At 48.3% G+C, this 18,372-nt stretch carries 16 protein-coding genes; 9 read left to right on the forward strand and 7 right to left on the reverse strand.

From position 1 onward, the window contains the following. Positions 1-8 precede the first annotated feature (8 nt). The gene (acs, locus tag HR45_RS03510; RefSeq protein WP_037439777.1) at positions 9-1,964 is read left to right on the forward strand and encodes an acetate--CoA ligase; all 1,956 of its coding nucleotides are present in this window, start codon (positions 9-11) and stop codon (positions 1,962-1,964) included. A gap of 66 nt (positions 1,965-2,030) precedes the next feature. On the opposite strand, the gene HR45_RS03515 is transcribed toward acs, so the two are convergent. From HR45_RS03515 to speE, 6 genes are all read right to left on the reverse strand, one after another. Beyond that, positions 2,031-2,378: a DUF3802 family protein gene (locus tag HR45_RS03515; protein ID WP_037439779.1), complete on the reverse strand. Its 348-nt coding sequence runs from the start codon at positions 2,376-2,378 to the stop codon at positions 2,031-2,033. A gap of 120 nt (positions 2,379-2,498) precedes the next feature. Then, positions 2,499-3,074 carry a YceI family protein gene (locus HR45_RS03520; RefSeq protein WP_037439781.1) on the reverse strand — a complete coding sequence of 192 codons (576 nt, stop codon included), beginning with the start codon at positions 3,072-3,074 and terminating at the stop codon, positions 2,499-2,501. A gap of 102 nt (positions 3,075-3,176) precedes the next feature. Continuing rightward, on the reverse strand, positions 3,177-3,818 hold the full coding sequence (pdxH, locus tag HR45_RS03525) for a pyridoxamine 5'-phosphate oxidase (RefSeq protein WP_037439783.1): 642 nt from the start codon (positions 3,816-3,818) through the stop codon (positions 3,177-3,179). Positions 3,819-3,845: 27 nt separating this feature from the next. Beyond that, positions 3,846-4,775 (reverse strand): adenosylmethionine decarboxylase, encoded by a 930-nt coding sequence (locus tag HR45_RS03530; RefSeq protein ID WP_037439784.1) that lies wholly within the window; start codon positions 4,773-4,775, stop codon positions 3,846-3,848. Between the two features lie 54 nt (positions 4,776-4,829). Further along, a complete protein-coding gene (speA, locus tag HR45_RS03535) occupies positions 4,830-6,743 on the reverse strand; it encodes a biosynthetic arginine decarboxylase (RefSeq protein ID WP_037439786.1) in 1,914 nt (637 codons plus the stop codon). A 22-nt stretch (positions 6,744-6,765) separates the two neighbouring features. Next, a complete protein-coding gene (gene speE, locus HR45_RS03540; RefSeq protein ID WP_037439788.1) occupies positions 6,766-7,641 on the reverse strand; it encodes a polyamine aminopropyltransferase in 876 nt (291 codons plus the stop codon). A gap of 649 nt (positions 7,642-8,290) precedes the next feature. Between speE and HR45_RS03545 the strand changes: the two genes are divergently transcribed. The 6 genes from HR45_RS03545 to HR45_RS03570 all read left to right on the forward strand — a co-directional run bounded on the left by HR45_RS03545 (position 8,291) and on the right by HR45_RS03570 (position 15,317). Further along, positions 8,291-9,124 carry a CvfB family protein gene (locus tag HR45_RS03545; protein ID WP_037439790.1) on the forward strand — a complete coding sequence of 278 codons (834 nt, stop codon included), beginning with the start codon at positions 8,291-8,293 and terminating at the stop codon, positions 9,122-9,124. Positions 9,125-9,186: 62 nt separating this feature from the next. Continuing rightward, on the forward strand, positions 9,187-9,819 hold the full coding sequence (locus tag HR45_RS03550) for a YceH family protein (protein ID WP_037439791.1): 633 nt from the start codon (positions 9,187-9,189) through the stop codon (positions 9,817-9,819). Positions 9,820-9,837: 18 nt separating this feature from the next. Next, the gene (locus HR45_RS03555; RefSeq protein WP_037439793.1) at positions 9,838-10,677 is read left to right on the forward strand and encodes an ABC transporter permease; all 840 of its coding nucleotides are present in this window, start codon (positions 9,838-9,840) and stop codon (positions 10,675-10,677) included. Next, a complete protein-coding gene (locus tag HR45_RS03560) occupies positions 10,674-11,579 on the forward strand; it encodes an ABC transporter ATP-binding protein (RefSeq protein ID WP_037439795.1) in 906 nt (301 codons plus the stop codon). Before HR45_RS03555 ends, HR45_RS03560 begins: the two co-directional genes overlap by 4 nt. A gap of 150 nt (positions 11,580-11,729) precedes the next feature. After that, complete coding sequence (locus HR45_RS03565; RefSeq protein WP_241461045.1) at positions 11,730-12,752, forward strand: response regulator; 1,023 nt, start codon at positions 11,730-11,732, stop codon at positions 12,750-12,752. 117 nt (positions 12,753-12,869) lie between these two features. Then, positions 12,870-15,317 (forward strand): sensor histidine kinase, encoded by a 2,448-nt coding sequence (locus tag HR45_RS03570; RefSeq protein WP_052074462.1) that lies wholly within the window; start codon positions 12,870-12,872, stop codon positions 15,315-15,317. Here the strand turns inward: HR45_RS03570 and HR45_RS03575 are convergent. Beyond that, positions 15,314-16,333 (reverse strand): purine-nucleoside phosphorylase, encoded by a 1,020-nt coding sequence (locus HR45_RS03575; protein WP_037439796.1) that lies wholly within the window; start codon positions 16,331-16,333, stop codon positions 15,314-15,316. The two genes, HR45_RS03570 and HR45_RS03575, sit on opposite strands and share 4 nt — an antisense overlap. A 229-nt stretch (positions 16,334-16,562) precedes the next feature. Here HR45_RS03575 and HR45_RS03580 point away from each other — a divergent pair, with 229 nt between their 5' ends. Both HR45_RS03580 and HR45_RS03585 read left to right on the forward strand, forming a co-directional pair. Further along, positions 16,563-17,189, forward strand: coding sequence for an ABC transporter ATP-binding protein (locus HR45_RS03580; protein ID WP_063355087.1), 627 nt, complete (start codon positions 16,563-16,565; stop codon positions 17,187-17,189). After that, the gene (locus tag HR45_RS03585) at positions 17,189-18,340 is read left to right on the forward strand and encodes a DUF6136 family protein (protein WP_037439797.1); all 1,152 of its coding nucleotides are present in this window, start codon (positions 17,189-17,191) and stop codon (positions 18,338-18,340) included. Before HR45_RS03580 ends, HR45_RS03585 begins: the two co-directional genes overlap by 1 nt. Positions 18,341-18,372 lie beyond the last annotated feature (32 nt).

The following is an 18,372-nucleotide window of genomic DNA, read 5'->3' on the forward strand; positions in this document are numbered from 1 at the left end:
AAGTGTTTATGTGCTCACAACCAATGACTTATAAAGTGCCAGAATCTATTGCTTCCAACGCGCTGATCAACGACGAAAAATATAAGCGCATGTATCAGGAATCGATAGTCAATCCTGATGGATTTTGGCGCGAACATGGCAAACGCATCGATTGGATGAAGCCTTATACCAAAATCAAGCAAACCTCTTTCGATGACCAAAACCTCTCGATCCAGTGGTTTTATGATGGCACATTGAACGCTAGCGTTAACTGTTTAGATCGTCACCTTGCTGAAAATGCCGATACCGTGGCCATTATCTGGGAAGGCGATGATGCCAAAGATCAACGCAAACTGACCTATGGCGAACTGCACACCGAAGTATGTAAATTTGCTAACGCACTGCGCAGCCAAGGCGTACGCCGTGGCGATGTCGTCACCATGTATATGCCGATGGTACCAGAAGCTGCTATTGCCATGCTGGCTTGTGCACGTATTGGGGCAGTTCACTCGGTAGTATTTGGTGGTTTCTCGCCAGACTCAATTGCATCACGTATTAAAGACGGTAAGTCAAAAGTGGTGCTAACCGCAGACGAAGGCTTACGTGGCGGCCGTCCAATTCCGTTGAAACGTAACATTGACGAAGCCTTGTCAAAGCCCGATGTGACGACGGTAGAAAAGGTTATCGTGCTTAAACGCACCGGTAGCGATATCAACTGGGTCGAAGGCCGCGATGTTTGGTGGGATTCGTTAACCGCTACGGCATCCGAGTTTTGTGAACCAGAAGAGATGAATGCAGAAGATCCTTTGTTCTTGCTGTACACCTCAGGTTCAACCGGTAATCCTAAAGGCGTGTTGCATACTACCGGCGGTTACATGGTGTATGCCTCAATGACCCATGAATATGTGTTTGACTACCGTCCTGGCGAAATCTATTGGTGTACCGCAGATGTGGGTTGGATTACTGGCCACAGCTACATGGTCTACGGACCGCTCGCTAATGCGGCAACCATTCTGATCCATGAAGGTGTGCCTAACTACCCTAGCCCAGCACGTCTTGGCGAAATGATCGACCGCCATCAAGTCAATATTCTCTATACTGCACCGACGTTGATTCGAGCGCTGATGGCTGAAGGCAAAGAGCAATTTAGTGCATACAACGGCGACTCATTGCGGGTAATGGGCTCAGTCGGTGAACCGATTAACCCAGAGGCATGGCGCTGGTATCACGAAGTGATTGGCCATGAAAACTGCCCAATTGTCGACACTTGGTGGCAAACCGAAACCGGTGGGATTTTGATTACGCCGCTGCCGGGAGCCACAGATACCAAACCCGGCTCAGCAACTCGTCCATTCTTTGGCGTACAACCCGCATTAGTGGATAACACAGGTGCAATTTTAGAAGGCGCCACTGAAGGTAACCTAGTGATTCTGGATTCATGGCCAGGCCAAATGCGCACTGTCTATGGCGACCATGACCGTTTCGTGTTGACCTACTTCAAGACCTTCCGCGGCATGTACTTCACAGGCGATGGTGCTCGCCGTGACGAAGATGGCTATTACTGGATTACTGGCCGTGTTGATGACGTGATTAACGTATCTGGCCATCGTCTCGGCACTGCTGAGATTGAAAGTGCACTGGTATCACATGACATGGTGGCAGAAGCTGCAGTCGTGGGCTATCCGCATGATATCAAGGGACAAGGTATTTATGCCTATGTCACCTTGAACAAGGATACCGAGCCATCTGAAGCATTGCGCCAAGAGTTACGCCAATGGGTGCGTAAAGAGATTGGTGCCTTGGCCACACCGGATCTTATCCAGTGGGCTAGCGGTTTGCCGAAAACACGTTCAGGTAAGATTATGCGTCGCTTCTTGCGTAAAATCGCAGCCAACGAAATTACGAATCTGGGTGATTCTTCCACACTGGCAGATCCAGCTGTAATTGATACCTTGATTGAAAGCCGTCTGAATCGTCCCGACTAGGCAGGCAATATTCAACAAAAAGCCCCTGACATCAGGGGCTTTTTTATGCAGCAGTGATCTGCACGTTTAGTTCAACATTTCGCGAACTTCTTGATCGAATAAGTTTTTGATAAGACCAGAAAATTCACTGATAAAATGGATCTGCTCAACCGTCGCAGGTTGTCCTGCCACTTTACCCAGTACTTCTTCCAAATCGTAAACTACTGCATCGATTTCCCGAATAATAGTGTTACGTTGAGCAAACGATAACTCAGGATTCTGACCGCAAATCATAATAATCTGTGCCGACAGCTGTTCTTCGAACAACTCCATAACAGTATTATCACTCGGATCTGTGCCCACATTGGTGAACAGTTCTAAATTCTCACTTAAATACTGAATCAGATGTGCGTACCCGTCTTTATCTGTAACCATCGTTCCTACTCATCGAGAAGCCTGTCTCGGTCGCTTAATGGGATAAGGTTTATTGTAACCAATTCATTATTAATTAGGTATGTTCGAACAGACATTGATCCGGCGTAAATTTGTTGTGGTTTAGTCATCTTTTCTCAGAACTAGAGTGAAGTTAATCGGCACTAAATTCGAGATATCATCTAACTGACTGATCTGTGCCAATTTATGTAACCCGCCGACTAAGCCGTAATCACGCGCATTGAGTATCACGGGTTCATCAGCGACCACCAACAGTGCTTGTTCGCTAATTTTGACGACGTTAAGCTTCAGCGGCACAGTTCTCTTAACCCCGTGTAACGATAACGTCCCATTGATATCCAATGGTGTTACCCGTGCTAAGGGCACTCCAGCCAACCAATCATCAGGCAGTGATGCCGATAAACGAAAATCAGGGTATTTGGCGACTTCAAACAACACGCTGCGTAACAGCTCATCACGTTGCTCAACACCTGACTCGACCGACGCCAATTCAACCTTCAAGGAGAATAACTGGTCATTTTTAAGGCTGGCACTGGCAATTGTAAAGCGATGAACTTCAGCAATTTCTGCTGCTTTAATGGAAATGGCGTAAAGATGAGATTGCGATTTATCCAACTGCCAGTCTGCTGCATGTGCAAACGGTATTAGCAGTAACAGCGTTGTCAGCCATTTGAGCATTGCCGCCCCCTGTGTTAATTCACGCTTAACGTCAATTAAACCCTTGAACGAGTTAACTTAAAGTTAGTTCACGCAACAGGCGGATGCAACTTGGTCGTAGGATTAAGGAGCGAGTCGATCGATCGTCCAATTGTTATCACTTTCACGACTATATAAAAAGCGATCATGCAGACGTTTTTCACCGCCCTGCCAAAATTCAATAGATTCAGGTTCCACGCGATAACCGCCCCAGAATTTTGGCAACGGCACCTCACCACTTGAGAACTTGTTTTTCATCTCTAAAAATTTTGACTCTAACACCTGTCTAGCGGAAATCTTCGCCGACTGATTCGACACCCAGGCCGCTATTTGGCTGTCTTTCGGCCGAGATAAGAAATATTTGAGCACTTCGCTGGCAGACAACTTAGTGGCGTTGCCATTAATCGCTACCTGTCGCTCCAACGGATGCCACGGGAACAGAATGTTTACCGCGCTATTATGCGCAATATGTTGTGCTTTACGGCTTTCCAGATTGGTGAAAAACACAAAGCCTTTTTCGTCAAACCGTTTGAGTAACACAATCCGCTGAAATGGACGATGCTGCTCATCCACGGTTGCCACCACCATCGCTGTGGGGTCAGTTAGTTGCGCGGCTACCGCCTGCTGCATCCAGGTTTCAAATAGCGTAAATGGGCTTGCTGGCAGATCGGCTCGCCGTAATCCACCTTTAGTGTATTCGCGCCGAATATCACTCAAATCTGACATGCTGTTCCCTCATCAATAACGTGCAGCTTACAGCTCTGTTGGCTGTAAATGTTGGTGTTCACAACGCTGGTAGTGACTAAAGTGTAAATCATAGCCCTGCTCCATCCACATTTGGCAGTTGCCTAAACGCACATGTGACGGAAAATCCTGAGCATTGGGTGTAGTGTTAAAACCGATAATATCCCAGCATCCCGGCGCTAAGGCTTGCAACAAGGTGGCAAACACATCTTCACCATGCTGGGTTAAATCAAGGTTGGTTTCAAAACTGACGTACGACGTATCTTCCTGCGGCGTTACATGGATAGTGAAGTATTCCTTACCGCGAATACCATTAACCGAATAGCCAAAAGGTTCAAACAGAAAGTCATCGATAGCAAAGTCACCCAGTATTTGTGACAGACACAAGCGCTTACGCACTTCTTCAATTGTTTGGCCAGAGGAAGCAAGATATTGCGCTGCTTCACCACTGATGTGATACATCAATAACTCATTGGTGATGTCAGTCGCTTCCGCCTGATATGGCTTGTCGGTATAGAAGATATAGTGATGATGCGAGTCTAAATGCCCGATACGGTAGGCTTTCCCCGAGATCTTTTTCCGTAGCAGTTGCAGATCATCGGCAAACGACGACGCCTGCAGATGCGCCAGATATTCGTTTTTACGCTGATAACTGGCAAAGGCGATCGCTTCAACGCCGACCGTGTCGATAAAATGTGTTGCAGCATGGACTAAGGTGGTGGTGCCACAGGTTAGCATGAGAAAGTGATCATCCCAGACAAACAGGCTGGACTCGCTCAGCAAGTAAGCGTCACAAAAATCGTTGCTGACAGAAGACAGGATCTCGGCATTCGCCTTACTAACCATAGACTCCCAAAATGGGCGGCCAAGCAAACGCAGTGAAGGCGCTTCTGGTGTCACTATGATTTCTATTTTTTTTTCTGAACCTTCAAAAAACATGTTCTGTACCTGATATGAGCCGCAAAAATGCGGCTCCAAACTAAACTCACACTATCAAGCAAAGTCTTCTAAGTAAGTGTAACCTTTGATGCCTAAATGCAGCTCTTCGAGGATGGATGCACGTTCATCTTCTTCAATGTGCGTGTTTACCAGCTCTTCATAGGTACGCATAAATGACACTGCATCCAAGTTCACGTAACGCAATACGTCCGCCACTGTGTCACCGGCATATACCGTTTCAATATTTGGTAAACCGTGTTCATCAACGCGTACTACGGCTGAATTGGTATCGCCAAACAAGTTATGCAGGTCACCGAGGATCTCTTGATAAGCACCAACGAGGAAAAAGCCCAACAGATAAGGACTTTCCGCACTCCACGCTGGCACTGGCAGCGTGGTTTCGATGCCTTGACCGTCCACGTATTGGTCGATAGTACCATCAGAGTCACAGGTGATATCCAGCATCACTGCACGACGTTCAGGCGCTTTATCCAAACCACTGAGCGGTAGCACAGGGAATACCTGATCAATACCCCATGCATCCGGTAGCGACTGGAACAGCGAGAAGTTAACAAAGAACTTGTCTGCCAGTTTCTCATTCAGTTCATCAATGATTGGACGATGGTAGCGGTTTTTGGCACTCATCATCCCTTGCAACTCATAACAAACGCGCAGGTTAGTCTGCTCTGCCCAAGCGCGTTGCTCAAGCGTTAGTTGCCCCAAAGCAAACAGTGAGTGAGCTTCGGCCAAATCTGACTGAGAGTCGTGGAAGATTTCAATCAGTGCCCGGGTATCGCCCCGTTCGCTGATATCGGTCCACGATTGCCACATATTGTGCAGTAACTGCGGCGCTTCGTCTTCAGGCGCTTGAATAACTTCCGGCGCGTAGGCTTCGGTACCGATCACATCCGCAATCAATACCGCATGGTGCGCAGTCAGATAACGACCTGACTCGGAAATCAGGCGCGGAACGGGCTGCTCATATTCCGCACATACATCAGCAAGTGTGCTAACAATGTTGTTGGCGTATTCAGTCAGGCCATAGTTCATCGAGTTATTACTTTGGCTACGGGTACCATCGTAATCCACCGCTAAACCGCCACCGACGTCAAAACAGTTAATCTTGGCGCCAAGTTTACGCAGCTCGCAATAGAAACGTGCCGCTTCACCTACGCCATGGCGAATGTCGCGAATGTTGGCAATTTGCGAGCCCAGATGGAAATGCAGCAGTTGCAGCGATTCGAGCATGTCGTTTTCTTTTAGCTCGTCAATCACTTTCAGTACTTGTGCCGCTGACAGACCAAATTTGGACTTTTCACCACCACTCGCCTGCCATTTACCTTTACCTTGGAATGCTAAACGGGCACGTAAGCCAAGACGCGGTGTAACCCCAAGCTCTTTGGCTTCACGCAAAACGATTTTGAGCTCAGACATTTTCTCTAAAACGATATAGACCTTGTGTCCGAGTTTCTCACCGATCAACGCGAGGCGAATGTATTCTTTGTCTTTGTAACCATTACAGACAATCACTGAGCTGGCTTTTTGTGCCATCGCAAGCACCGCCATCAGCTCAGGCTTACTGCCGGCTTCAAGTCCGAGTTGCGATACCACTTTGCTTTTTTGGCTGGCGAGGATCTCCTCCACCACTGCTTGTTGTTGGTTGACTTTGATCGGGTAAACCAACAGATAATCTGAACCATAGTCATAACGTTCAATCGCTTGGTTAAACGCCTGACACAGGTTATCCACGCGCTGAAACAGGATCTGCGGGAAACGCACTAATACCGGCATACTTACGCCAGCTTTCACCATGTCTTTGGCCAGCTCGTTCAAACTGATCCGGCTGTTGGGGTTTGATGGATCTGGTGAAACGGTTACCTCACCTTCGTCGTTAACCCCATAATATCCCTGACTCCAGTACGCTACATTGTATCCGGTACGGGCATCATCAATTGACCAATCACTCATTATATTCAGCCTGTGATAGTGGTTATTCGGTAATCGTCAGCGCAGACGCTACCGCTCGTTGAACGTAAGCAGGCAGCGCAAAACTTGCCTGATGTAAAGCTGGCGTATAATAACGGGTCGCCAGCCCTGCCCGTGTGAATCTTGCTTCGAGTTCTGCGACTGACAGCTGCTTGGCCGCGATGTCGTCCGTGGCCCACACAAAGGTCATGATGCCACCGACGTAGGTCGGCACTGCTGCCTGGTAAAACGTACAATCTTTCACATAAGAATGCATACGGCGTACAGTATTACTGACTTCATCTTCTTGCAAAAACGGCACACCGTTTTGCGCCACAAAAATCCCGTTGTCGTTCAGCAGACGCTTACAATGTTGATAGAACTCTGAACTAAACAACACTTCGCCTGGCCCGACGGGATCGGTGCAGTCGGAAATAACCACATCAAACTTATCTGCCGCAGAGCGAACATAGTCCAAGCCATCCTGGATCACCAGTGCTAACCGAGGATCATCATAGGCACCGTCCGAATGCTTTGGAAAATAGCTTTTACACATATCGACCACAGCGGCGTCAATTTCCACCATGGTAATCGCTTCTACGTCGCGGTGTTTCACCACTTCACGCAAAATGCCACCGTCGCCACCGCCAATAATCAACACCCGTTTGGCGTGACCATGAGCCAGTAACGGCACGTGGGTCAACATTTCGTGATAGATAAACTCATCCCGTTCGGTAGTTTGAATAGCACCATTAAGCGCCATCACTCGCCCCAGCGCATTGGTTTCAAAAATACTCAAATGCCACTGTTCTGTGTGCTGTTCAAACAGCATCTTTTTAACTTCAAAATACTGGCCATAGCCTTGGTGCAGTGTTTCGTAATAAAGCTCTTTGTTCTGCATTAGCGGTTCCGACAACGGGACAAAAAAGAAAACGCTTAACACCCGGTGACTTTCATCGTGAAAGACCGGGAACGACTGTCGCAATGGCGACAACAATCAGTGGGTATTATTGGCCTCTTCGCGGCCAGAATTGATGCGGATAAGGGTAAGGTGCTTCAAGCTAATATCATCGTAATGACAGCCGACAGCTACCAGGTCTTCTGGCACTTTTCGGTAAAGTGCAACAAATAAATGGTTGTGCATTAGCTAAAAACCCTCTTAACCCCGCATTGATATGTCTGCTCAAATACGGTTAATGACTCATAAACCATAAAACCCAATAACTCGAAAGTGCTAATCAGGCGTCAGCACGTCCATAAAACGGCGCAATTAAACCCTGCTACCGTAAAGATTGCAAGCAAGAATCGCTACGATTCGATAGCTTTTACTGCACTGCGCCGAAAGCGCGAAAATCTCTGGCAACAATCCGCTAGGAATAGTACTTAAATTCATCGCGTTAATCAAAAAAAGCTGAACTAATGGGCGGCCCTTTTTGTTTTTCATTCTTGAGGCTTTTAAGCGCATAAAAACTGGCCAATTTCACTTCTGCCCTTGGCCAAGCATTACTGTATAATCATGGACATCTTTAGCGTCACTATTTGAGATCATCATGGTCGAGTTGGGAAAAACCTGCCGTTTAGCGGTGGTAAAACAAGTTGAATTCGGTGTGTACCTGAATGGCGGAGCCTTTGGACAAGTGCTGTTACCGCGTAAATATGTGCCGGAGCAATGCGCAATTGGCGACGAAATCGAAGTCTTTCTCTATCTCGATTCAGAAGACACGCCAATCGCCACGACACGGAAGCCGTTGGCGCAAGTCGGCGAATTTGCCTATCTCAAAACCGTCGCTACGGGGAGCTATGGCGCTTTCCTCGATTGGGGATTAGATAAAGATTTGCTGTTGCCGTTTGCTGAACAACGGCAACAGGCCGAAGAAGGCCGCAGCTATCTGGTCTATGTACACGTTAACCGCGCCGATGATCGTATTGTGGCATCCGCCAAAATAGACAAGTTCATCGATAAAACGCCAGCGAATTACCGTAATGGTGAACAAGTTAGCGTCATTGTTGCGGGTAAATCGGATTTAGGTCAGAAGGTTATCGTCAACCAGCGTCACTGGGGGGTGATTCACCAAAGCGATATCTTCCGTAACTTGCGCTATGGTCAGCAGCTAACCGCCTATATCAAGCAAGTGAGAAACGATGGCAAGCTCGACATAGTGCTACAGAAAAATGATCGACAAGCGTTAGACGTGCAATCGCAGCAGATCCTTAAACGCTTATCCCAAGCCAATGGCTTTTTGCCCTTTGGTGACAAAACCTCGCCCGAGGTCATTTACGCCGAGTTAGGCATGAGCAAAAAAGCCTTTAAAAAAGCCATCGGTGGCTTATATAAAGCGGGCAAGATTGAAATAGCGGAAGACGGCATTCACGCCGCCGATTGAGTGAATGTGGCACAGGTCCTCTCACTGCTAGACGCAACGCGAATAACGGAGAATTATAACGGATGAAATTAGATGCATTGGAAGCGCGAGTCATTGGCTGCTTGCTTGAAAAAGAAACCACCACACCGGATCAATACCCACTGTCGCTGAACGCGCTGACACTCGCCTGCAATCAGAAGACCAGTCGCGACCCAGTGCTGGAGTTAAGCGAATCAGAGGTGTTAGATACCCTCAGTCGCTTACAACAACAGCGACTAGTTACCGAGGCCAACGGTTTTGGCAGTCGCGTTAGTAAATATCAGCACCGTTTTTGCAACACTGAATTTTCTGATTTGCAGTTTTCCGACGCTGAACGCGCTGTCGTCTGCGTCATGCTACTACGCGGCCCGCAAACGGCCGGCGAACTGCGCACCCGCTGCCAACGTCTGTATGAATTTTCTGATCTGCAACAGGTAGAAAACACCATTGCCCAAATGCAGCAAAAATCTTGGCTCGTGCAATTAGCCAAGGAAGCGGGTAAACGTGAAGTCCGTTATGCGCAAACCTTTACTGATATCGAAGATTTCGCAATATCGACGACGGCCGAGCCCACGGTATCAAGTCACCAACGCAGCAGTTTAGAGCAGCGCGTCAACGAATTAGAACACCAAGTTGCGGCGTTACAACAGCAATTAGCCGAGCTACTCGAACGATAGCCCCAGCAAAGGATAAACATGAACCCTGCTACGGAATTACACAGTTCAACGCTCAGGCAAATAGGCCTCATCGCGTGGGTCGAAATACGCCGTTTACTTAGTCAAACCAAAGGGCTAATGACATTAGCCGCTTACGTTTTACTCTGGTTGTTGCTACTGCTCTTTGTCGTGCGCGATGCCGTCAATGTCATGCAACAACCACAGACGCGTGACATGGTGCTGGAATTATTCGGCGAAGGCACGGTCAGCAGCCTCTTCAACTGGCCGGTTGCTGAATATGCCCTTTATTGGGTGTTCGCCATTATGCTACAACCCTTGTTTGCCATCCTATTGGCCGCTGGCCAGTTCGCCGATGATATCCACCGTGGCACCTTTCGCTATTTGAGTTTGCACTGCAGCCGCACCGCGTTATTTTTCGGCCGGTTCTGTGGTGCCTTTGCGGTGATGGCATTACTGAGTGGCGCTACGGTGATTGTCACTATGCTGATGGCGATTGCGCGTGATGCGCACCTCGTTGGAAACGCCATTATCAGTGGTACAGCCATGTGGATTGTGTTGCTGGCGGTGTTATTACCATACATAGCCTTGATGTCTCTGTTGTCAGTGATCGCATCAAGCAGCAAACAAGCCATTGTCTACGCCACCTTGTATTTCACGTTGTTGTCTATTGTCGTTTGGTCGGCCGATTTTCTGTTCGCGCCGCTGCGCTATCTGGACTACATTCTGCCCGGCGCCTTCTCCAGCGTGCTCTACAGCAGTACACCGCTGCAAGCAATTGGCCACTTGGGCTTGCCACTGGCACAGTGCTTAGTGTTTCTGGCGCTGGGGTTTTATGCGTTTAAAAGGAGCGATGTATGAGCCTCATTAAATGCCAAAACCTCAGCCGTGCTTACGGCAGTAAGATGGCGCTCAACAATGTTGATCTCACCTTAGAAGCAGGTCACCCCATTGCGTTAGTCGGACCAAATGGCGCAGGTAAAACCACGCTGTTCAGCCTATTACTGGGCTATATCCGGCCAACATCTGGTAGCATTGAAGTGCTGGGATATGCCCCAGGCCACCCATCGCTGCGCAATAATATTGGTGCCCTGCCGCAAGACGCCAAGCTAGATCCTGATTTTACCCTTGAGCAGCAGCTCAGTTTATTTGCGCAACTGCGTGGTATGTCAGCCAAGACCGCGAAAAGAGAGGCCGCAAGAGTATTATCTTTGGTGCAACTGAGTGACGCGCTGAAACAAAAACCAACGGCACTAAGTCACGGTATGAGCAAACGTGTTGCGATCGCTCAGGCGTTGATTGGCAGTCCAAAGCTCATTTTATTGGATGAACCTACGGCGGGGATTGATCCGGCCAATGCGCGCATCATTCGAGAGTTGATTGCCCAGCTATCTGACAGCACCACTTTTATCGTCAGCTCACATAATCTTGATGAGCTAGAACGCTTATGCGATCAAGTGGTGTTCCTTGAGCAAGGAGCGTTAAAACAGCAGGTATCGATTGCTGCGGGGAATCATGCCAGCCACTATTACACCTTGCAGCTACAACAAGCTGATGACCAACAGGTACAACAAATGCTTGCTCAGCAACCCGGTGTTATTAAGGTCAATATCGCTGCCCACCACACCTTTGTGATTGAGTATCAAGAATCAGCCACCGAACTCGATCTGCAGTTGCTCACCCTGTGTAAGCAGCAAGCTTGGCCTTATCGTTTACTGCTCAATGGCCGTTCTTTGGAAGACACCCTCTTCGCCAGTCATTAGTATCGAGGCAAACACTGGCGATCATCGCCAGTGTTTGCCTTCATCGCCCAATTTCACTGCCCGCACCGCAGCTCTGCGACCAAGGTCGTGATTCACGTTATTTGAAAATTCACGCTAAGCTTTAATCAGTGTCTTTGATGGAGTTTGCGGATGGAACAACTGACGTCATCCCCCCCAACCTTGCTGGTGATAGACGATATTCCCGATAATCTGCACTTGATGTACCAACTGTTTAAGGATGACTACAAAGTAAAAGGCGCCAACTGTGGTGCACGCGGTATTGATGTTGCGGAAATCAGCCAGCCCGGTTTAATTCTGCTGGATGTGATGATGCCTGATATGGACGGCTTTGAAGTATGTCGTCATCTAAAATCCAGCCCGCTGACGCAGCATATTCCAGTGATCTTCGTTACCGCCAAAACCGAAAAACTGGATGAGACTCTCGGCTTACAACTTGGCGCCGTTGATTACATTACCAAGCCGCTCAATCCCGATATTATAAAATCGCGCGTTAACACCCATATTCAATTAAAAATTGCGCAAGACCTGCTCAAAGGCGAAAACCAAGCGCTCGGCAAAGAGGTGGAGCGCCGCACCCGTGAAGTATTGAAGCAGCAAGAGGACGTACAAGCGATCCAAGATATCGCCTTTTATGCCATGGTTTCACTGGCAGAAACCCGCGATAACGAAACCGGTAATCACATCTGCCGCACCCAAAATTACATCAAACGCCTTGCCGAACAGCTAAGTTTGCATCCGCAGTACGCTGCCCAGTTAGATCCGGTCACCATAGATCTGCTGTATAAATCCGCGCCACTGCATGATATAGGTAAGATTGGTATCTCAGACACTATCTTGTTGAAAAAAGGCAAACTTACCGAAGCGGAATTTGAGATTATGAAAACCCACACGACTATTGGTCACCAAGCTATACAAAAAGCGGAAGTGGTCACGGGTAGAAAGATGGAGTTTCTTAAATATGCTAAGGAAATAGCTTATTATCATCATGAGCATTGGGACGGTAATGGCTATCTCACAGGACTCGCGGGTACAGCAATTCCGCTCTCCGCTCGGTTAATGGCAGTCCGATGTGTACGACGCATTAATCAGTCGCCGCGTATACAAACCTGCATTTACCCATCAGGATGCAGTCGCGTTAATTTTAGCGGGTAGAGGTAGCCATTTTGACCCAGATATTGTCGACGCTTTTGCCACAATATCCAATGAGCTATACGAGATTGCATTGCGTTACCAAAACTAAGTGACTAAGCAGCCAACAGTGGAACAGGAATGACACAGAATATCAGTACCCAAGTATGGGTTTGGCGCTCGATGGTAAAGACCGGCATTATCCCGCTTATTGTCGTGGAGTCGGTGCTGATTGCTATCTATTTGCTTAGTAACCATTTTATTAGTAACGACAACATGCAGTACATCTATCAACAGGTGAATAACGAACTGCAAATATCTTCCACCCGTGAAGCAAAAATCATCGGCGAACAACTCGAGAACATCGGCAAGCTTACCAATCTTTATCGCCGCGAAGCAGAGCGTGTGCTGGCACATCGTCTCAGCGCTAATCCAAGTGAAGCTGCAAATCTGGCGCTGAGTGATGCGGGTGTGCTGTATTCAAGGCAGGACTTAGGTGGCGCCTCCTCCTATTACTCGGCACTCACACAACATAAAGAACTTGATAAAGTCTACACGCTGGCGCAGCTCGACCCGCTGATGCAGCAGCTTAAGTTAAGTAATTCGTTAGTCGCCGCCGTATATTTCAACAGTTGGGACTCCTATAACCGCATCTATCCTTGGGTAGATGCGGCGGAGCAATTCCCCCCCAATATGAACATTCCTGAATTCAACTTTTATTATTTGGCAGATGCCGAACATAATCCCGAGCGCGATGTGGTGTGGACCGACGTTTATATCGACCCTGCAGGCCAAGGTTGGATGGCATCGGCAGTAGCGCCTGTATATGAGGCTGATTTTCTCGAGGGTGTAGTCGGATTTGATTTAACTGTCAGCAGGATTATTCAAAACATTCAAAGCCTCAGCGTACCTTGGGATGGCTATGCGGTACTGACAAGTGAAAATGGCAGCATCATGGCGCTACCACCCAAAGGGGAAAAGGATTTTGGTCTAAAAGAATTGACCGATTACGACTATCAGCAAGCGATTACGAAAGAGGTGTTTAAGCCAGATGATTTTAATCTCAATAAACGCAGCGACACCGCGGAGCTGAGTCAACAGCTCAGACAACAACCACAGGGCATTATACAAACAATGCTGCACGGCGAACAAAAATTGGTTGCGTGGTCGAGCATTCCGCAAACCAAGTGGCAACTGCTGATTATTGTCGATGAAAACAAGATGTATGCCGAATCTCGTGCCTTAGAAAATAAGTATCGTCATATTGGCTATCTATTGATTGCCGGTTTGATCGGCTTTTACTCGTTGTTTTTGGCCTTTATTTGGGTGTCCTCAAAACGCATGAGCCGCGCCATTGCTGAGCCACTGTCACAAATGCGCGACATGGTCGATAAAGTCAGTGTCGGCGATTTCAACGTCTCGCACGATGGTTTTCAATTGAAAGAAATTGATGATACCGCCGATGCCATTCACCACATGGGCAACAAATTAGACAAACTCACCAGCGCGCTAAAAGAGGCCAAGCTGCAAGCAGAAAATGCTAATGTGGCGAAGAGCCAGTTTATCTCTAATATCAGCCACGAAATCCGAACACCAATGAATTCTATTCTGGGAATGGCACATCTGTTGATGAATTCCAATTTGGATTTCGAGCAGCGTAGTCACTTGTTGAAAATTGATAAATCAGGCCGCCACCTACTATCACTTATCAACGACATTCTCGACCTGTCAAAAATCGATGCGGGTAAGGTTGAGATTGAACAAGTCCCGTTTGATCTCAATGCCATCGTTCACGATGTGCGCGATCTGTTTGAATACAAAGCGAGTCACCACGGTGTGCGCTTACATCTGCGCCTCAAAGAATCGCTGCCACCGGTGATAGGCGATCCGCTGCGGCTAAAGCAGGTGTTGCTCAATTTTGTCAGCAATGCGATTAAATTCAGCGAAAATGGCGATGTCACCATTCGCGTTAACGTCATTGAAAACGACGGTCAGCAGTTGAAAATACACTTTAGTGTTGAAGATACCGGAATCGGTTTAACGGCTGAGCAGCAAACCCGTATTTTCGATTCATTTCAACAAGCAGACACATCGATAACACGTAAGTACGGTGGCACCGGACTTGGACTCACCATCTCTAAGCATATTGCGGATTTGATGGGCGGTGAAATTGGCGTCAACAGTGAAGCGGGCGAAGGGAGCACCTTTTGGTTAACCCTCTGTCTGCCTATTGATGCTAACGCCAATGCCGTACATCGCGTTAACGACCTAAACCGCAGAGCCACTGATACCATTATCCCTGCCGAACCAACACCATGCAGTGCCCACGATTTGCAGCAGATAGATGAAAAGCTGCAGCAGCTTGCAACGCTGCTACAGGATTATGATTTAGCAGCAGAGCACTATTTCTCACAGCATAAAGCGTGTTTTGAGATAGCAAACGCGCCGCTGAGTCGCTTGCTGGCAGGACGAGTCAGCAGCTATGAATTTGATAGTGCACTAACCTTAGTTAAACAAATCCGCATTGAGTTAGCGGCGCGCATTGCCACCCTAGACGACAGTTCATCGGCATCGTTAGATAATCCTTAGATCCCCGATTGCCATTGCGGCCAATGCTGAATGATGTGCTCACTGACCGCATGGGCAACACGATAGGCATTGATCACCGCTGGCTTGTAACCACTGCCATTCGCAGCCAGTGCGTCTGCGGCAGTTTGACCCGGCCCTTCCTGATCAAAATCAGAGCCAGTGCGCAGCACTAACAATCTGTTAAAGTCTAGTTTTCCGGCGTCTGCGCCCCGTTTTAGCGCTGTTAGGCTGGCGTTATCTTCCATCTGAGTGGTACAGATGTGCGCTTTGCCTTCAGTCAGCACCGCCGCATGCTGTTCCATAGCGCTGGCAATCTTACTGCCGACCCAAAAGGTGTCGGCTGAAACGGTATCGCATATCGACACAAAGGGCGCGCCTGCGGCTATCGAACCCGCCGGATAGATTTGCCGATCGGCTTGCGCCTCAGGTGTATCGAGTAATGACACATCTTTACTGAGTTGATAGGCCTTTTGCAGCAAGGTTTCATTCAACTGAAACACTTCAGTCCCTGCGCGCCATTTAGGTGCTTCACCCGGTTGACTGGCACCCAGTGCGAATAGTCCATGTTGCCAGCCTTTAGGCATCTGCCGCGCATCCATACGATGCACTAACCCACCATCAACGGCGTAACGCGCCCAATGCGCTGAACCTAAGGTGCCATACGCTGGGTTAACCCCACCAATGCCAGCAATAATGATATAGCTTTGCTGCAAGTCTAACTGCGGATTAAGCACCACCGCCATGAGTGTACTGGCGGCATTGGCATAGCCCATATCGGTGGTAAGCATGCACAAGCCGGCATCATTGCACTGCAACTCAGGATATTTATTGCTCAAGCCTGCCAACGTGTAATGCTGATTTAACTTCGCCTGTTGCTGCCACGGCGTAGCTTCACTGCCAAACATAGTGACCACCAGCACTTTAGGCTTAATGGTAGATGTAGGCGCTGCCGCAACACTATTAAATGCCAGCAAACTGGCACCCGCTAAGCTGAGCAACTTGATTGCATGTTTCATCTAACAAACCTCTGTAATTATCATTTTTATTTTTTGTCAGCGCTTTATTTGAGTTGAGTATGAGGGTACAGCGCCATTTGTTCACTGCAGCGTAACACGACTTTCAAACCGACAGATAAAATTTTATTGCGTAAATTCAGTAGAATACTGTCATATCAGCGTTGTATATGATGACCTAGCTATGGCAGCATGCCACTATGCAATCACTTAACATGGCCAAGGAACTGGCGTGCATCAACTTGCGTTTCACTCGGTGAGTCACCGTTTTTCAGCACTGGCGAAAGCGCCATTACTAAATAATGTCTCACAGATTTTTCAGCAGCCAATTACGCTTATCACTGGTCCCAACGGCAGTGGCAAAACCACCTTTTTGATGATTGCTGCCGGGCTACTCATTCCCACACAAGGCCATGTGAGCTTTAATCAGCAGCCGGTCACTGCGCTAGCGCAAAAAGCTAACATCGGCATCAGCGCTACCAAAGTTGCCTTACCCGCTTTTTACACAGCAAAGGAGCTACTGCAGTTTCACTGCGATATGTTCAACTGCACTTTGGATACCACTTGGGTGGATAATTTGGGTCTGACTCCCTTTCTTAATTCGCAAATTGGTGAGCTATCGCTGGGGAATGAGAAAAAACTGAGTTTACTGACCGCAATCTTGCACCAACCACAATTACTGCTGTTGGACGAGCCGTTCAATGGGCTTGATGATGCAAGTCGTGCCGCCCTGCTTCGATTTTTACAAGACTTTAGCGGACAGTTGATCATCGCCAGTCACGAACCACTACAGATCGCCGACCGCGCCATCTGCCATATTGCGATAAGTGAACTCAAGCACGGCGCAGATGTATCGTGATGAATTACTGGCAATTTCGCTACCGCATTTACCGCACGTTCCTGCACACGTGGCGGGAAAGCTTGCAGCAAATCAGCATTGCGCTGGTAGCGCTGTTTCCGCTGGCGATACAAGCATTGCCGTTTCTGGCGCTGGTTGCGCTTGGCATATTGGCGGATCCCTCCACTGAACCACGACAATATTTTATTACGCTGTGGGGCTACCAACTGCTGTTGCATAGCTGGGTGCTGTTGCAACGTGACGGCATTACCGCCGCGACCTACCAACCTTACCTTAACTCGCTCCCCATCAGCCGCCGCAAACATCGGCTTATCGAATTACGTCTCATGGTTTATGCGGCCAATTTGTTATTACTGGCACCTTTGGCTTTTTGGGGCTATCTCGCCGCAATACACGAAGATCAACTATTGCGCGTTAATGCGGATGTGTGGCTGAACTTTTTGCCGCTAACAGCTCTGGTGGTTTTGAGTGGATACTACAGTTGGATAGCAGTTTATCGGCGTTATCCTTGGCTGAGTCTGTTACTGATGCCGTTGCTGTTGCTGCCCGCCAGCTCAAACCTGTCGATTGCGACAATACTCGCCATTTGGCTGCTTGCTCTGGCGCTAGAGCAAACGATGGGTTCGCCCGTGCGGCGAGTAATGACCAGTCTAAAACAACGCGGTATTCGTCCTGCGGCGGGCCGTTTAAATCGCATTTTCTATTTCAAAGCGGATAAACAAGGCTGGTTTACCCAGTTACTGCGCTTAGTGGCTTTATTGCTGCTGCTCATCATTAGCGACAGCTTTATCTCACAGGTGAGTCGCGAAGTGCAGTCAGCGGTCGCCAATACCTTTTGCTTTTTTATCGCCATACTGCTCGCAAGTAAGTTGATTGAGCTACAAAAATTACATGAGACTTACCACTACTATTTAGCAGCCTTACCGCAGAGCAAGAAGCGACGCACCATGTCCGCCATCGTCTATTTATGGCTCTATAGCGGTATCGCCTTCGCCCTCATTGCGTGGTTTCAACTGTTCTCACTACACAACTGGGCATTGTTGCTGCTGTTTTTTAGTAGTGCACAAATTGGCATCTTGCTGAATCGGCGATATTTTTTAGCCGTCCCCGTCATCGTGGCACTACTGCTTTGGCTGACCAGCGCAAGCTAACGCGTGTTACTTTGTATGCTGCAGCGCCTAGC

Source organism: Shewanella mangrovi (assembly GCF_000753795.1).
Taxonomy (GTDB): Bacteria; Pseudomonadota; Gammaproteobacteria; order Enterobacterales; family Shewanellaceae; genus Shewanella; species Shewanella mangrovi.

Excerpts from the sequence above, each read along its gene's own strand:
- HR45_RS03530 (WP_037439784.1), bottom strand. The coding sequence starts at position 4,775 with ATGTTTTTTGAAGGTTCAGAAAAAAAAATAGAAATCATAGTGACACCA.
- HR45_RS03575 (WP_037439796.1), bottom strand. The coding sequence starts at position 16,333 with ATGAAACATGCAATCAAGTTGCTCAGCTTAGCGGGTGCCAGTTTGCTG.
- pdxH (WP_037439783.1), bottom strand. The coding sequence starts at position 3,818 with ATGTCAGATTTGAGTGATATTCGGCGCGAATACACTAAAGGTGGATTA.
- HR45_RS03565 (WP_241461045.1), top strand. The coding sequence starts at position 11,730 with ATGGAACAACTGACGTCATCCCCCCCAACCTTGCTGGTGATAGACGAT.
- HR45_RS03515 (WP_037439779.1), bottom strand. The coding sequence starts at position 2,378 with ATGGTTACAGATAAAGACGGGTACGCACATCTGATTCAGTATTTAAGT.
- HR45_RS03570 (WP_052074462.1), top strand. The coding sequence starts at position 12,870 with ATGACACAGAATATCAGTACCCAAGTATGGGTTTGGCGCTCGATGGTA.
- acs (WP_037439777.1), top strand. The coding sequence starts at position 9 with ATGTGCTCACAACCAATGACTTATAAAGTGCCAGAATCTATTGCTTCC.
- speA (WP_037439786.1), bottom strand. The coding sequence starts at position 6,743 with ATGAGTGATTGGTCAATTGATGATGCCCGTACCGGATACAATGTAGCG.
- HR45_RS03520 (WP_037439781.1), bottom strand. The coding sequence starts at position 3,074 with ATGCTCAAATGGCTGACAACGCTGTTACTGCTAATACCGTTTGCACAT.
- HR45_RS03585 (WP_037439797.1), top strand. The coding sequence starts at position 17,189 with ATGAATTACTGGCAATTTCGCTACCGCATTTACCGCACGTTCCTGCAC.
- HR45_RS03555 (WP_037439793.1), top strand. The coding sequence starts at position 9,838 with ATGAACCCTGCTACGGAATTACACAGTTCAACGCTCAGGCAAATAGGC.
- speE (WP_037439788.1), bottom strand. The coding sequence starts at position 7,641 with ATGCAGAACAAAGAGCTTTATTACGAAACACTGCACCAAGGCTATGGC.
- HR45_RS03550 (WP_037439791.1), top strand. The coding sequence starts at position 9,187 with ATGAAATTAGATGCATTGGAAGCGCGAGTCATTGGCTGCTTGCTTGAA.
- HR45_RS03560 (WP_037439795.1), top strand. The coding sequence starts at position 10,674 with ATGAGCCTCATTAAATGCCAAAACCTCAGCCGTGCTTACGGCAGTAAG.
- HR45_RS03545 (WP_037439790.1), top strand. The coding sequence starts at position 8,291 with ATGGTCGAGTTGGGAAAAACCTGCCGTTTAGCGGTGGTAAAACAAGTT.